The organism is Serinibacter arcticus (assembly GCF_004786095.1).
Classification (GTDB): domain Bacteria; phylum Actinomycetota; class Actinomycetes; order Actinomycetales; family Beutenbergiaceae; genus Litorihabitans; species Litorihabitans arcticus.
The window spans coordinates 825,296-839,720 of sequence record NZ_RHPJ01000002.1 but is presented as its reverse complement, the minus strand read 5'-3'; the positions used below and the strand labels follow the sequence as shown (position 1 = coordinate 839,720).

At 72.7% G+C, this 14,425-nt stretch carries 12 protein-coding genes; 3 read left to right on the top strand and 9 right to left on the bottom strand.

Features of this window, described 5'->3' with window-relative positions; all coding sequences use genetic code 11:
* Positions 1–27: 27 nt before the first annotated feature.
* From pstB to SERN_RS08415, 8 genes are all read right to left on the bottom strand, one after another.
* A complete protein-coding gene (gene pstB, locus SERN_RS08450; protein WP_135849639.1) occupies positions 28–807 on the bottom strand; it encodes a phosphate ABC transporter ATP-binding protein PstB in 780 nt (259 codons plus the stop codon).
* A gap of 16 nt (positions 808–823) precedes the next feature.
* Positions 824–1,747: a phosphate ABC transporter permease PstA gene (gene pstA / locus SERN_RS08445; RefSeq protein WP_135849638.1), complete on the bottom strand. Its 924-nt coding sequence runs from the start codon at positions 1,745–1,747 to the stop codon at positions 824–826.
* Positions 1,747–2,742, bottom strand: coding sequence for a phosphate ABC transporter permease subunit PstC (pstC, locus tag SERN_RS08440; protein WP_135849637.1), 996 nt, complete (start codon positions 2,740–2,742; stop codon positions 1,747–1,749). Before pstC ends, pstA begins: the two co-directional genes overlap by 1 nt.
* Positions 2,743–2,843: 101 nt before the next feature.
* Complete coding sequence (pstS, locus tag SERN_RS08435) at positions 2,844–4,007, bottom strand: phosphate ABC transporter substrate-binding protein PstS (protein WP_408640863.1); 1,164 nt, start codon at positions 4,005–4,007, stop codon at positions 2,844–2,846.
* Positions 4,008–4,170: 163 nt separating this feature from the next.
* Positions 4,171–5,226, bottom strand: coding sequence for an NUDIX hydrolase (locus tag SERN_RS08430; RefSeq protein WP_233251554.1), 1,056 nt, complete (start codon positions 5,224–5,226; stop codon positions 4,171–4,173).
* A gap of 4 nt (positions 5,227–5,230) precedes the next feature.
* Positions 5,231–7,606: an RNA degradosome polyphosphate kinase gene (locus tag SERN_RS08425; RefSeq protein WP_233251553.1), complete on the bottom strand. Its 2,376-nt coding sequence runs from the start codon at positions 7,604–7,606 to the stop codon at positions 5,231–5,233.
* Entirely contained in the window at positions 7,603–8,535 is a 933-nt protein-coding gene (mshD, locus tag SERN_RS08420) for a mycothiol synthase (protein ID WP_199241550.1), read from the bottom strand. Before mshD ends, SERN_RS08425 begins: the two co-directional genes overlap by 4 nt.
* Positions 8,532–9,188, bottom strand: coding sequence for a hypothetical protein (locus SERN_RS08415; RefSeq protein ID WP_135849635.1), 657 nt, complete (start codon positions 9,186–9,188; stop codon positions 8,532–8,534). Before SERN_RS08415 ends, mshD begins: the two co-directional genes overlap by 4 nt.
* Before the next feature lie 113 nt (positions 9,189–9,301).
* On the opposite strand from SERN_RS08415, the gene SERN_RS08410 reads away from it, so the two are divergent.
* The 3 genes from SERN_RS08410 (at position 9,302) to SERN_RS08400 (ending at position 13,371) form a co-directional block, all read left to right on the top strand.
* Positions 9,302–10,162, top strand: a complete 861-nt coding sequence (locus SERN_RS08410) for a transglutaminase-like domain-containing protein (protein WP_135849634.1) — start codon at positions 9,302–9,304, stop codon at positions 10,160–10,162.
* A gap of 18 nt (positions 10,163–10,180) precedes the next feature.
* Positions 10,181–11,182: a LacI family DNA-binding transcriptional regulator gene (locus SERN_RS08405; protein WP_135849839.1), complete on the top strand. Its 1,002-nt coding sequence runs from the start codon at positions 10,181–10,183 to the stop codon at positions 11,180–11,182.
* 89 nt (positions 11,183–11,271) lie between these two features.
* Positions 11,272–13,371, top strand: a complete 2,100-nt coding sequence (locus SERN_RS08400; protein ID WP_135849633.1) for an S-layer homology domain-containing protein — start codon at positions 11,272–11,274, stop codon at positions 13,369–13,371.
* Here SERN_RS08400 and SERN_RS08395 read toward each other — a convergent pair.
* Positions 13,310–14,422, bottom strand: coding sequence for a methyltransferase family protein (locus tag SERN_RS08395; protein WP_135849632.1), 1,113 nt, complete (start codon positions 14,420–14,422; stop codon positions 13,310–13,312). The two genes, SERN_RS08400 and SERN_RS08395, sit on opposite strands and share 62 nt — an antisense overlap.
* Positions 14,423–14,425 lie beyond the last annotated feature (3 nt).

The window sequence follows — 14,425 nt, the reverse complement described above, 5'->3', positions numbered from 1 at the left end:
GTCGCGGAGCTCAGAAGGGGCTGAGGATCACCCGAAGCGGCCCGAGATGTAGTCCTCGGTCGCCTTCTTGCTCGGGGCGGAGAACATCGTGGTGGTGTCGTCCATCTCCACGAGCTGGCCCGGCTGACCGGTCGCCTCGAGGTTGAAGAACCCGGTGCGGTCGGAGACGCGGGAGGCCTGCTGCATGTTGTGCGTCACGATCACGATCGTGTAGTCCTCCTTGAGCTCGTGGATCAGGTCCTCGATCGCGAGCGTGGAGATCGGGTCCAGGGCCGAGCACGGCTCGTCCATGAGGAGCACCTGCGGGGAGACGGCGATCGCGCGCGCGATGCACAGCCGCTGCTGCTGACCGCCCGAGAGGCCGGAGCCGGGCTTGTCGAGCCGGTCCTTGACCTCGTTCCACAGGTTCGCGTGCCGGAGCGACCCCTCGACCAGCTCGTCGGCCGCGGCCTTCGGCATGCGGCGGTTGTTCAGCTTCACGCCGGCGAGCACGTTCTCCCTGATCGACATCGTGGGGAACGGGTTCGGGCGCTGGAAGACCATCCCGATCTGGCGGCGGACCTCGACCGGGTCGACGCCGGAGCCGTAGATGTCGACGCCGTCCATGACGGCCTTGCCCTCGACGCGCGCGCCGGGGATGACCTCGTGCATGCGGTTGAGCGTGCGCAGGAAGGTCGACTTGCCGCAGCCGGACGGGCCGATGAGAGCGGTGACCGAGCGGGGCTCGATCGCCATGGTGACGCCCTGCACCGCCTTGAAGTCGCCGTAGTAGATGTCGAGGTCGCTGACGTCGATCCGCTTGGACATGAGGGTTCTCCTTGGCTTACTTCTCGGCGATCGAGAACCGGCTCGAGATGAACCGGGCGACGAGGTTGAGGATCATGATGATGAGGATCAGGACGAGGGCGGCGCCCCAGGCGCGGTCCGCGCCGACACCGAGGGCGTCCTGGCTGTACTGGCTGTAGGCGAACACCGGCAGCGTAGCGACCCGACCGTCGAGCATGCTGGTGTTCATCGACGTGACGATACCGACGGTGAGGAGCAGCGGCGCGGTCTCACCGATCACGCGGGCGATGGCCAGCACGATCGAGGTGACGATGCCGGCCAGCGACGTGCGCAGCACGACCTTGATGATCGTCAGGTACTTCGGGACGCCGAGCGCGTACGAGGCCTCGCGCAGCTCGTTCGGGACGAGCTTGAGCATCTCCTCGCACGAGCGCACCACGACGGGGATCATCAGCACGGACAGCGCGATCGCGCCCATGACGCCCGAGCGGTAGGCCGGGCCGATGAGGATCGCGAACAGGGCGACGGCGAAGAGGCCCGCCACGATCGAGGGGATGCCCGTCATGACGTCGACGAAGAACGTCAGCGTCTTCGCCAGCCGGCCGTGGCCGTACTCCACCAGGTAGACCGCGGCGAACAGGCCGATCGGGGCCGAGATCAGGGTCGCGAGACCGGTGATCTGGAGCGTGCCGAGGATCGCGTGACGGACGCCGCCGTCGGGCGAGTCGCCGAAGACGCCGGTCATGTCGGTGGAGATGAACTGCCACGTCAGCATCGACCCGCCGCGGATCACGACCTCCGTCAGGAGCGAGATCAGCGGCACCAGCGCGATGAGGAACGCGAGCGTCACGAGCGTCGCCATGATGGCGTTCGTCCGCTTGCGGCGACGCCCGGAGGGGCTGGTGGTGAAGTTCGGGGCGACGTCGGGGGCCGGCACGGGCCGGTCGGTCACGGCGGTCATCAGTTGGCTCCCGAGAAGGCGGCGCGGCGCGCGACGATCCAGCGCGCGGCCATGTTGACGACGAGGGTGATGGCGAACAGCGCGAGGCCGCTCGCGATGAGCACGCTGACGCCCATGCCGTGCGCCTCGCGGATCTGCTGCGCGATGTTGGCGGCGATGGTCTGGTGCTCGGCGCTCGCGAGGATCTTGATGCTGTAGACCTCGGTGCCGCGCGCGAACGGCGCGAGGATCATCAGCACGGCCATCGTCTCGCCGAGCGCGCGGCCGAGGCCGAGCATCGAGGCGGAGATCACGCCCGAGCGACCGAACGGCAGGATCGCCTGGCGGGCGACCTCCCAGCGGGTGGCGCCGAGCGCGAGCGAGGCCTCGATGTGGAGGCGCGGCGTCTGCAGGAACACCTCGCGCGAGACGGCCGTGATGATCGGGAGGATCATGACGGCGAGCACGATCGCGGCGGAGGTGACGTTCTTCGCGGGCGGGGCGTAGTCCGCGAAGATCGGGATGAAGCCGAGCTTCTGGGAGATCCAGTCCATGATCGGACCGATCTTCGGCACGAGCCAGAAGAAGCCCCACAGGCCGTAGACCACGGACGGGATCGCGGCGAGCAGGTCGACCACGTAGGCGACGGGACCCGAGAGCCGCTTCGGCGCGTAGTGCGCGATGAAGAGCGCGATGCCGATCGAGAGCGGGACCGCGATGACCAGCGCGATGAGCGCCGCCAGGACGGTACCGAAGACCAGCGGGCCGATGTACTGACCCAGGTTCAGGTCACGCGTGAAGTCGGCGTACGCCGCCGGGGAGGCGGTGATGGCCGGCAGCGCCTCGCGGACGAGGAAGATCGCGACGGCCGCGAGGGTCACCAGGATGAGGATGCCGGACGCGGTGGACAGCCCTGCGAACAGGCGGTTGCCGAAGCGCCCGGGGGTGGTGCCTCGTCGTGACGCGAGGGGTCTACCCTCGGCGCCGGGTGCCTCCGGCGTGACGTCGGTGCTCACGTGATCCCTTCCTTCTGCGTGGGAGAGGTGCTGACCCGGCGCTGCGGCGACACCCTCCTCGGGTGCCGCCGCAGCGCCTGGTCAGCGATTGTCCTGGATGATCAGGACGCCGAGATCATCTCGATGGCCGCCTCGACCTGCGTGCGCAGGTCGTCGGAGATCGGCGCGACGCCGGCCGCCTCGTTCGCACGGCTCTGGCCGTCCTCGCTGGCGATGTAGTCGAAGTACGCCTTGACGTTCGCCGCGTCGGACGCGTCGTCGTAGGTGTCGCAGCCGATGAGGTAGGAGATCAGCACCAGCGGGTAGACGCCGGCCTCGGTGGTGGTGCGGTCGAGCTGGTAGGTGATCCGCTTCTCGGTCGCGTCGTCGCTGAGCGGCGAGGCGTCGACGGCGGCCGCGGCGGCCTCCGGGCTGAACGGCACGTACTCCTCGCCCACCTGGAGCGCGACGGTGCCGAGGTCGCCGGCCTGCGAGGCGTCGGCGTAGCCGATCGCACCCTCGGCGGCGGAGACCGTGGTCACCATGCCGGAGGTGCCGTCACCGGACTGCTGCGACGGCAGGGGCCACGCGTCGCTGGCCTCGTCGGTCCAGGTGCCCTCCGAGGCCTCGAAGAGGTACTCGGTGAAGTTCTCGGTGGTGCCCGAGTCGTCGGAGCGGTTCACGACCGTGATGGCGGTGGACGGCAGGGTCGCGTCGGGGTTCTGGTCGGCGATGGCCGCGTCGTCCCACGTCGTGATCTCGCCACGGAAGATCTGCGCGAGCGTGGCGGCGTCGAGCTGGATGTTGTCCACGCCGGTGTCGGGGAGGTTGTAGATGACCGCGATCGGCGAGATGTAGAGCGGGAGCTCGACGGCCTCGCCGCCGAAGCAGCGGTCGGTGGCCGAGGCGAGCTCGTCCTCCTTGAGCGCGGAGTCGCTGCCGGCGAACAGCACGCCGGAGGACAGGAACTGCTCGCGGCCGCCGCCGGAGCCGACGCCGTCGTAGGTGACCGTGACGCCCTGCTCGAGGTCGCCGAAGCCCGCGATCCAGCCCTCCTGCGCCTTGCCCTGCGAGGAGGCGCCCGCGCCGGGCAGGTTGCCGCTGAGCGAACCGGCCTCGGGGGCCTCGGTGTCGCCGGTCGAGGACTCGGTGCCGCCGTCCGAGGTGGAGCCGGAGGGGCTCTCGTCGGCGGTCACGCCGCCGCCGCAGGCGGCGAGGACCAGGGCGGTGCTGGCAGCGAGGGTGGTGATCATCCCGCGGCGGATCGACTTCTTCACGTCAAACATCCCTCTCGTCGTGTGGGCGGGGCGCATGCACGCCCGCCATGACGACAACGTAGGGACGCCGGATGACCGGCCCGCCCGCGGAAGGTGAACAGCGGTTGAACGAGGGTCGACACCTTTCTCGATGTGAGGTGGATCACGGGCGGCCAGAACCTCAGTCCGAGGCTCAGTCAGAGGGTCGACGGCGCTCGACGGCGTGCACGCGGACGCCGCGCCGGTGACGCGGCAGCACGTGCGCCACGAGCATCTCGCCGGTGCGCAGATAGGGGTTCGCCGTCGGGAAGAGCGCGCTGACGCGGCGCGGCGCGCGGGCCGACAGGGTCTCCAACACCGTGGGCAGGACGGGGCGGTGCGTGCACAGCACGGCGCCGTCGGCCACCTTCTCGGCGTGCTTGTCGCCACCCCGGCGCGAGCGGAACGCGGCCAGCAGACGGTCGACCGTCCGCGCCGCGCCGCTGGGGCGCTTCGCGTTCGCGGCCTCGGTGATCTCGGGCACCGCGATGACGTCGAGCTGAGCCGCGCTCGTGTACGGCGCGACCGTGGCGACGCAGCGCTCCCACGGGCTCGAGAACACGTCGGCCACGCCGAACGCCGCGAGCGTGCTGACGAGCCCGGCGGCGTCGTGCAGCCCGGTCGCCGTGAGCGGCCGGTCGGTCTCGCCGCCGCCCCACGCGCTGCGCTTGCGGGCGCGCGCGTGCCGCAGGACCACGAACGCGCGGGTGTCGAGGACGCCGTCCTCCCACTGGTCCACCAGCGCGTCGAGCGGGGCTCGGTCGGCGGGGCGGGTCAGCAGGTCGCGGGCGAGGTTCGCGCGCAGCCACCGGGCGTCGTCGATCTCGTCGGGATCGCACAGCGGCACGGCGCCGCGCGCGAGCACGGCGGGGTGGGTCGGTTCGACGACGCGGGCCGCCCAGTAGTGGCAGACCTTCAGGCGTCCGTCGTCGAGCCGGTAGCGCACGCCCGGCAGCGGGACGCCGAGCACGACCGGCTGGCCGGTCTCCTCGGCGACCTCGCGCACGGCGCACCCGGGCAGCGACTCCCCCGGGTCGAGCTTGCCCTTGGGCAGCGACCAGTCGTCGTAGCGGGGGCGGTGGACGAGCAGCACCTCGAGGTGCTTGCCGCTCACGCGCCACACCACCGCCCCGGCGGCGTGCACCGCCGCGGGGACGCGCTGCGCCGTCGTCGTCATCGCGGGTGCCCCGCCGACAGCCAGGCTCGCCACCGCGTCAGCGGATGCCGGTCCGGACACGGGCCCGCTGCCGCGACCGCGGCATCAGGCTCGCCTGGAGGTGGAGCAGGCGCTCGCCCGCGTCGTTCGTGGAGACGCGCACCCACTGCTGCTCGCCGTCCACGTCACGCAGGTGCCACGACTCCGTCGTGTCGGCCAGCGACGTCGCGAACAGGTTCGCGAGGGTCGCGAGGTGGTCGGGGTCGACCAGACGGACCAGGACCTCCACGCGGCGGTCGAGGTTGCGGTGCATGAGGTCCGCGCTGCCGATGAAGTACTCCGGGTCACCGCCGCCGGCGAACGCGTAGATGCGCGAGTGCTCGAGGAACCGGCCGAGGATCGAGCGCACCGTGATGTTCTCGCTGAGCCCGGGCACGCCGGCCTTGATGGCACAGATGCCGCGCACCACGACGCCGACCTTCACGCCCGCCTGCGACGCGCGGTAGAGCGCGTCGATCGTGGCCTCGTCGACGATCGAGTTCACCTTGATGTTGATCCACGCCTCCTTGCCGGCGCGGTGGTTGTCGATCTCGCGCTCGATGCGCTCGATCAGACCGCCGCGGATCGACCGCGGCGCCACGAGCAGCCGATGGAAGCGCGACTTGGGCGCGTAGCCCGAGAGCTGGTTGAACAGGCGCGTGAGGTCCTGGCCCACCTCGCCGTCGCACGTCAGCAGACCGAGGTCCTCGTAGATGCGCGCCGTCTTGGGGTTGTAGTTCCCGGTGCCGATGTGGCAGTAGCGGCGCAGGCCGTCGGCCTCCTGCCGCACCACCAGCGACAGCTTGCAGTGCGTCTTGAGCCCGACGATGCCGTAGACCACGTGCACGCCCGCCTGCTCGAGCTTGCGCGCCCAGGAGATGTTGGCCTGCTCGTCGAAGCGGGCCTTGATCTCGACGATGGCGAGCACCTGCTTGCCCGCCTCGGCCGCGTCGATCAGCGCGTCCACGATCGGGGAGTCGCCCGAGGTGCGGTACAGGGTCTGCTTGATCGCCAGGACGGTCGGGTCGGCGGCCGCCTGCGCCAGGAACTGCTGCACGCTCGTGGAGAAGGAGTCGTACGGGTGGTGCAGCAGGATGTCGCGCTCGCGGATCGCGGCGAAGAAGTCGGTCGGGCTGGCGCTCTCGACGTCGGCGAGCGCGCGCGGCGTGCGCCCCACGAACCGCGGGTACTGCAGGTCGGGACGGTCGACGTCGGCCACCACGTTCAGGCCGGTGAGGTCGAGCGGCGCGGGGAGCTCGTACACCTCGTGCTCGCTGACACCGAGCTCGCGCACCAGGAGGCGTCGCACCTGGGGCGAGATGTCGGGGGCGAGCTCGAGCCGGACGGCGGGGCCGAACCGGCGGCGCAGCAGCTCCTTCTCGAGGGCCTTGAGGAGGTTCTCGGCGTCGTCCTCCTCGACCTCCAGGTCCTCGTTGCGCGTGACGCGGAAGGAGTGGTGCTCCACGACCTCCATCCCGGGGAAGAGGTAGTGCAGGTGTGCGGCCATCAGCTCCTCGAGGGAGATGAACCGGCGCACGGGCGAGGGGTTGAGCTCGCCCTTCGCGACGGCCTCGTCGACCGCGATGAAGCGCGGCAGGGACGGCGGCACCTTGACGCGCGCGAAGTGCTCCTTCTCCGTGGAGGGGTTCTTCACGACGACCGCGAGGTTGAGCGAGAGCCCCGAGATGTAGGGGAACGGGTGCGCCGGGTCGACGGCGAGGGGCGTCAGCACCGGGAAGATCTGCTTGCGGAAGTACTTGTGCAGGCGGTCCTGCTCGCCCGAACCGAGGTCGTCCCAGTGCACGAACGTGATCTGCTCGGCCGCCAGCGCCGGCGCCAGCAGGTCGGAGAACACGCGGGCGTGACGCTGCATGAGCTCGCGGGCGCGCGTCGAGATCTCCTCGAGGACCTGACGCGGGGTCAGGCCCGAGGCCGCCGTCACCGCGAGGCCGGTCGCGATGCGGCGCTTGAGGCCGGCCACGCGGACCATGAAGAACTCGTCCAGGTTGGAGGCGAAGATCGCCGCGAACCGGCACCGCTCGAGCAGGTGCATCGAGGGGTCCTCGGCGAGCTCGAGCACGCGCTCGTTGAACGCGAGCCAGGAGATCTCGCGGTCGGCGAACCGGTCGGCCGGGAGGGGGGTCAGCTCGTCGGTCTCGCCCCTACCCGCCTCCGCGCCGCCGGCGTCGACAGCACCGTCGAGCTCGCCGTCGACCTCGTCGGAGGGCTGCTGCTGGAACGGGACGGTGGCGCTCACGAGAGCCTCCGCCGCGGCGTCCTCGCTCTCCTCCTCGCGCAGGTCCTCGAGGTCCTCGAGGTCCTCGGCCAGGTCGGAGGCGGCCGCAGCGTCGTCGTCGAGTTCGCCGGTCGGGCCGGCGAGGGATGTGTCGGTCATGCGCCTATCGTGGCACCCTCTCCAGCGGGCCGCGAGGTTGTCACGTACTGGACGTCCCTCGTTCGCACCGTGAACCCCGCGCGTTCGTAGAGCCGGCGGGCCGCAGCGTTCCCGCCGTCGACGTACAGCTCGACGTCGTCGGCGCCCGCCCGGGCGATCTCGCCCAGCGCGTGCTCGAGCAGGCGCCGACCCAGGCCCTGCCCCGCGCGGTCGGGGTGGGACGCGAGGACGTAGACCTCGGCGCTCTCGCCGGCCGGGTGCTTGACCCAGACGCTCGCGGCGGCTCCGGTGGGCTCGAAGCCTTCGGCGTCCAGCACCCACAGCGTCGACGGGTCGAACCAGTCCTCGCCCAGCCGCGCGTCCAGGTCCCCGCGCGTCCACCGCCCCTGCTCGGGGTGGTCGGCGAACGCGAGCGCGTTCAGCGCGAGCCACGCCGTCAGGTGCCGCTCGCGGGCGTCGTCGCCGGTGCGCTGCGCGAGCGAGCGCACCTCGGGGTCCGCCGCCCGCGCGGCGTCCTGCGCCGTGAGCGCCCGCCCCAGCTTGAGCAGCTCGCGCACCGGCTCGAGCCCGACGGCGGCCGCGAAGCCCCGCGCGGGCGGCAGGTCGCCGTGGGCCCAGTACGCGGTCCCGACCGACAGCGCCTCGACCGACGCGGCGAGCAGCGAGGCGATCCCCCGGCGTCGCGCGGCGGGGTCGACGACGATCTCGACGGAGCCGTCGGCGTGGATCGCCGCACCGTCGACGGCACCGTCCGCACCGCCGCGGTGGAGCAGCTGCGTCACGCCGGGCTCCCGCAGCGCGAGGAGGTGGGCCTCCGAGAGCGGGGCGACGCCGTCGACCGCCTCGGCCCGCTCGGCGAGGGCGAGGACCTGGGCGCGCGCGGCGTCGTCGGGCACCTCGGGCTCGACGGGCGGCACGAGGCAGGTCACTGGAGCGTCCCGGCGCGGGCCTTGCGCGCGGCCTGGCGCAGCTCCTCGGACGTGCGCACGAGGTTGGCGGCGCGACGCGTGGCGACCTCGGCCTCCTCGCCGTGCGGGAGGTCGTGCAGGTCGGCGTCGAGCGCGGTGCCCGTGCCGACCACGCGGTAGAACGCTGCGGCGCGGTCGAGCGCGACGTCGAGGTCGGCCGTCACCGCCCCGGCGAGCACGGCGTCCGCGAGCGCCGCCACCTCCTCGGGCGACGGCGGGTGCGGCAGCCCGACGACGACGTCGGCCACCTCGGCGCGCTTCGAGCCGAGCGCGTAGCGGTCGGCGACCTCGAGCGGTGCGCGGCGGATCCACTCGCGCAGCATGTACAGCCGCCACAGCGACCCGGGGAGGGAGTCGCCGGCGCTGTCGGCCCAGAGGGAGGCGACCGTGTCGACCCCCTCGGTCTCCACGAGCCTGACCAGTCGGCCGACCTCCTCCGGCTCGATGCCGACCTCGTGGCCGCGGCCCAGCAGGGCGTGCGCCGTCACGTGCGCCGCCTGGGCGCGCGCCGCCGGATCGACACCGCCCGGCACCTGGGCCGCGCGGACGGGGTCGAGCGCCGCGGGGCGCCGGTACCGGCCGGAGTGCTCGTGGGATCCGCCTGCCTCAGTCATGGGCTCCATCCTCCCCCGCCCACCACGGGGTTGGCACGCGTCGATGCGGAGAGCCCCCGCCGAGGCTCTAGCCTGGGGACCTCCCCGCTCGTCGACTCCCCCGGAGCCCACCCATGCGCCGCAGCGTCTCCTCCACCCTCGAGCTGACCCTCAGCGAGGGCGAGGCCCAGCTCGCCTTCATGGTCGCGGTCGCGCGCGTGCCGGGGCTGCGGATCGACGAGAGGCTCACCATCCACCTCGGCGACGAGCTCGTCGAGGCGACCGAGATCCCGGCGCCGCACAACGGCGTCGTGCACGACCTCACGGTCAACCCTGGGATCTCGGGCACCCCGCTGGTGCTGAACTACCACGCGACCGTGGACACCATCTGGGACGAGCTCGCCGCCGCGCACGACGACGCGGAGGGCGAGGAGATCGTCGGCGAGGCCGGTGGGCCGATCGACCTGCTGATGTACCTGCGGCCGAGCCGGTACGCGGAGTCCGACAAGTTCCTCGGCACCTCGCGCGCCGAGTTCGCGGGCCTGTCCGGCCGCGACCTGCTGCAGGCCGTGGCCGCGTGGGTCAACCAGCACCTGCGCTACACGCCGGGCTGGAGCCGTCCCACCGACGGCGCGGTCGAGACCCTCCTGGCCCGCCAGGGCGTGTGCCGGGACTTCGCGCACGTCGCCGTCGCGCTCCTGCGCGCGCTGGACGTGCCGGCGCGGCTGACCGCGGTCTACGCGCCGGGGCTGTTCCCGATGGACTTCCACGCCGTGGCGGAGGCCTGGATCGAGGGCGGCTGGCACGTCGTCGACCCCACGCGGCTGGCCCCGCGCCAGACGCTGGTCCGCATCGCGACCGGCCGCGACGCGTCCGACACCGCGTTCCTGTCCAGCTACGGCGCTCGCCTCACCCTGGACCGCCTCAAGGTGCTCGCGACGTCGGACCCCTACCTGCCCACGGACGACCACACCACGCTCCAGCGGATCCCGTAGGCGACCGCCGTGGTCACGATGAACGACGTCGCGCGCGCGGCCGGGGTCTCGATGATGACGGTGTCCAACGTGCTCAACGATCGCCCGCGCGTGGGCAAGGAGACCCGCGCGCGCGTGCTCGACGTCGTGGCCCACCTGGGCTACGAGATCAACCTGACCGCGCGGCACCTGCGCGCGGGCCGGACCGACACCGTCGCGTTCGTGGTGCCGGGCTTCCAGACGTACTTCGACGAGATCGCCGACCGGCTCGCGGCGGCGTTCGGCGCGCAGGGCCGCCACCTGGTCGTGGAGAGCACCGGGGCACGGCCGGAGAACGAGCTGGCTGCGCTCTCGAGCGTGCGGCTCTCGATGTACGACGGCGTGATCCTGTCGGTCGCCGGTCTCACCCTGACGGAGATCGAGGGCGTGCGCACGACGGCGCCGCTCGTGCTGCTCGGCGAGGTGGAGGTGCCCGAGAGGTTCGACCACGTGATGCTGGCCAACGCCGAGGGTGCCGCGCTCGCGACCGCACGCATGCTCGCGACCGGGTCGCGGCGGATCGCGATCGCCGGTGGTGACCCCGGCGGGCCCCACGACGGCGCCGGGATGGCGGCGATCCGCCGGGCCGGCTGGGTGCGCGCGCACGAGGGCGCCGGTCTGACGGCGGACCCGGCGCTCGTGGCACCGGGTGCGGGGGTCGGACCCGAGGTCGGCCGGGAGGCGGTGCGCCACCTCGAGCGCTCCGGCGTCGACTACGACGGCGTCTTCGCCGTCACCGACTCCACGGCGGTCGGCGTCCTCGCGGGCCTGGCCGAGGCGGGACGGCGCGTGCCGCAGGACGTGCAGGTGGTCGGCTTCGACAACCTGGACCTCGCCGAGTTCACCGTGCCGGGTCTGACGTCGGTCGACCCTGGCCGCGACGCCGTCGCGCACCACGCCGCTCGCCTGCTGCAGCGCCGCATCGACGGCGCGACGCCGGAGCCCGAGCACGTCGTCGTGCCCGTGCGGCTGGTGGAGCGCGGGACGACCCGCGCGAGTTAACTCCCGGGTAACCACCTCGACGCGCGGCGCCGCGGCGCGCGTGGTCCGATGGGCCTCCCCAGCCCTTCCGCTGACACAGGAGACAGACGGTGCGCCCACCACGACTGCTCGGCCCCACCCTGACGGCCGCCCTGGCCCTCACCCTGACGATCCCGCTCGCGGCGTCGGCCGCCCCGACCGCCGGCAGCGCCGCTGCGCCCGACCTCGCGGCGCTCGTGGCCGCCGACCCCGTCGTCCCGACGGCGCAGGCGCCCGCCTTCACCGACGTCGGCGACGACGCCCCGTTCGCCGACGAGATCGGCTGGCTCTTCCAGCAGGGCATCTCCACGGGCTGGCCCGACGGCACGTTCCGGCCGCTCGAACCGATCGCCCGCGACGCGATGGCCGCCTTCCTCTTCCGGCTGCAGAACCCGGGCGAGCCCGAGCCGACGTGCACCGAGGCGCCGTTCGTCGACGTCGCCGTCGACAACCAGTTCTGCGGCGTCATCTCGTGGATGGCGCAGACGGGCATCTCCACCGGCTGGCCGGACGGCACCTACCGCCCGCTCGCCCCGCTGGCTCGCGACGCCGCGATGGCGTTCGTGAGCCGCGTCGCCGGCGCCGACCCCGCGGCCACCGGGTGCGGGACCGCGTTCAGCGACGTCCCGCCGGGCACCCAGTTCTGCGAGGCGATCACCTGGGCCGCCGGACTCGGCATCACCACCGGCTACCCCGACGGCACCTACCGCCCGCTCGAGACGCTGACCCGGGAGGCGATGGCGGCCTTCCTGTTCCGCCTCGACGACGCGGCGGTCGTCCCCGTCGAGATCGACGGCGCGGTCGCGGATCCCAGCATCGGCGACCCCTACTACCCCGAGGCCGGCAACGGCGGCTACGACGTGGAGAGCTACCACGTCGACCTGGTGTGGGACCCCGCCACCCGCGACCTCGTCGCGACCACGACGATCGTGGCCGAGGTGACCGCGGCGGAGCGCCTCGGGCAGATCACGTTCGACCTCGAGACGCAGGACTCGGCCGGTGCGCCCACCCTCGCCGTGACGAAGGCCAAGGTGGACGGCCGGAGCGCGGGCTTCACGCACGCCGACCGCGAGGTCGACCTCGTGCCGGTCGGCGGACTCGAGCCGGGCGAGACGTTCACCGCCCAGATCTCCTACGAGGGGACGCCGGGCTACGTGCCCGACGTCTACGGCGACTCCGGCTGGCACGACCTGACCGGTGACGGCGCGCTCGTGATGGGTGAGCCGGCGTCGTCCTCAGCCTGGTTCCCCTCCAACGCGCACCCGCGTGACCGCGCCCTGTTCTCGGTGACCGCGACCGTCCCGTACGAGGCGGGCCTGCCGGAGGAGCAGCAGTGGCAGGTGTCCTCCAACGGCGAACCGGTCACCGACCTCCCGCCCGCACCCGAGGGCTGGCGCTCGTTCGGCTGGGCCGCGCCCGAGCCGATGGCGACCTACCTCACGACGCTCTTCATCGACCGGTTCACGTCCACCACGACCACGACCGACAGCGGCGTGACCATCTACAACACGTTCGCCCCTGGCGTGAGCCAGACGACGAAGGACCGCGCGGCGCGCACGGCCGAGATCCAGGAGTTCTTCGAGGGCTTCTTCGGCCCGTACCCGTTCACCACCAACGGCGGGCAGTACACCAACGACTCCCTCGGCTACGCGCTCGAGACGCAGACGCGCTCGTCCTACTCCCGCAACCCGGGCCTCGGGACGATCGCCCACGAGATCGCCCACCAGTGGGTCGGTGACGACGTGACGCTGAACAGCTGGGCGGACATGTGCCTGAACGAGTGCCTCGCGGAGTACGCCGCGTCGTGGCTGTGGGCCGAGCACTCCTCCGGCACGGACCTGGCGACGAAGTACACCGGCACCCTCACGCCGCGACTGACGCAGCCCGCCTACTGGGAGCGACCGCTCGTCGACATGGGGGCGGGCAACGAGTTCGACGACGTCTACGGCCGCGGATCGCTCGCGATCCACGCCCTGCGGCTCGAGCTCGGCGACACCGCGTTCTTCACGCTGCTCGAGCGCTGGGCCACCGAGAAGTCCGACCAGAACGTGGCCTTCTCCGACTTCGAGGACCTCGTGGACGAGGTCGCCGGCCGCGACGTCTCAGGGTTCATGACCGCCTGGTTCCGCTCCACGACTCCCCCGCCGGCGGAGTACCTGCACCTCCCGTGACGCGATCCCGCGCCGTCGACCAGCACGGTCGACGGCGCGGGCCGCGCCGCTCGCGCGACGCCGGATCGGGCAGCGGGAGCACGAGGACCCAACCGAGCGCCGCCCACGCCAGGTTCACGTGGTCGAGCGACCGGCCCAGCGCCTCGAGGCCGTGCACGCGCACGGCGTCGGTCTCGTAGGTGAGGCGTGGGCCGCCCGACGGCGATCGGGTGACGCCGCGCACCTCCAGCGCGGTCGCGGAGCGCGCGCGGAACCAGCGCGCCAGCACGAGCCACGGATCGCGGCTCCCGCTGCGGACACCGGCGGTGGCACCAGCGGCGGGCTCGGCGCTCACGGCGACGGTCAGCGCGCCCGCCGCGCGACCCGACCACGGCCGCCATCGCGGGACCCACGGGCGGACGCCCGCGTGGAACGCCGCCCACGCGCCGCCGAACGCCGGGGCCATCGCCCCCCGCTCCTGCCGGTCCGCGGCCACGACCGTGAACACGACGGCCCCGAGGGTTCCCAGCAGCAGGATCGGCTCCACCAGCAGCACGGCGCACACCGTGTAGAGCCCCGAGATCGACAGCTGCATCGGATTGCGAACGTAGGAGTACGGGCCCGACGTCACGAGCCGGTCGGGCGGATCGTGCGGCAGCGGGGTGCCCCGTCCGACGACGGCCAGCTCCCGCATCGCGGCCAGGGTCGGCAGCCCCACGAGAGCGACGACCGGCGCACCGAGGAGGAGAGGCAGCCAGGGTCGGGCGCCTCCCGGCGGGCCCCCGTCCGCGGTGGCGACGACGAGCACGGGCAGCACCAGCAGCAGGCCGGTCGCCGCCACGGCCTGCGCCCAGCCGCGCACCAGCACGTGGCGTCGGCGCACCGTCCACGTCGCCAGCAGGACGGCGGTGCCGACCGCCGACGCGATCGCTGCGTACAGCGGGATTCCCGTGGGCACGCTCCACCAGCCCCGCGCGGGTGAGACGAGCAGCAGCGGCAGGAGCACCACCGCGCTCCACGACGTCGCCGTGATCAGCGCCCCGACCCCGCGGGTGCGATCGACCGGCGCCACCGC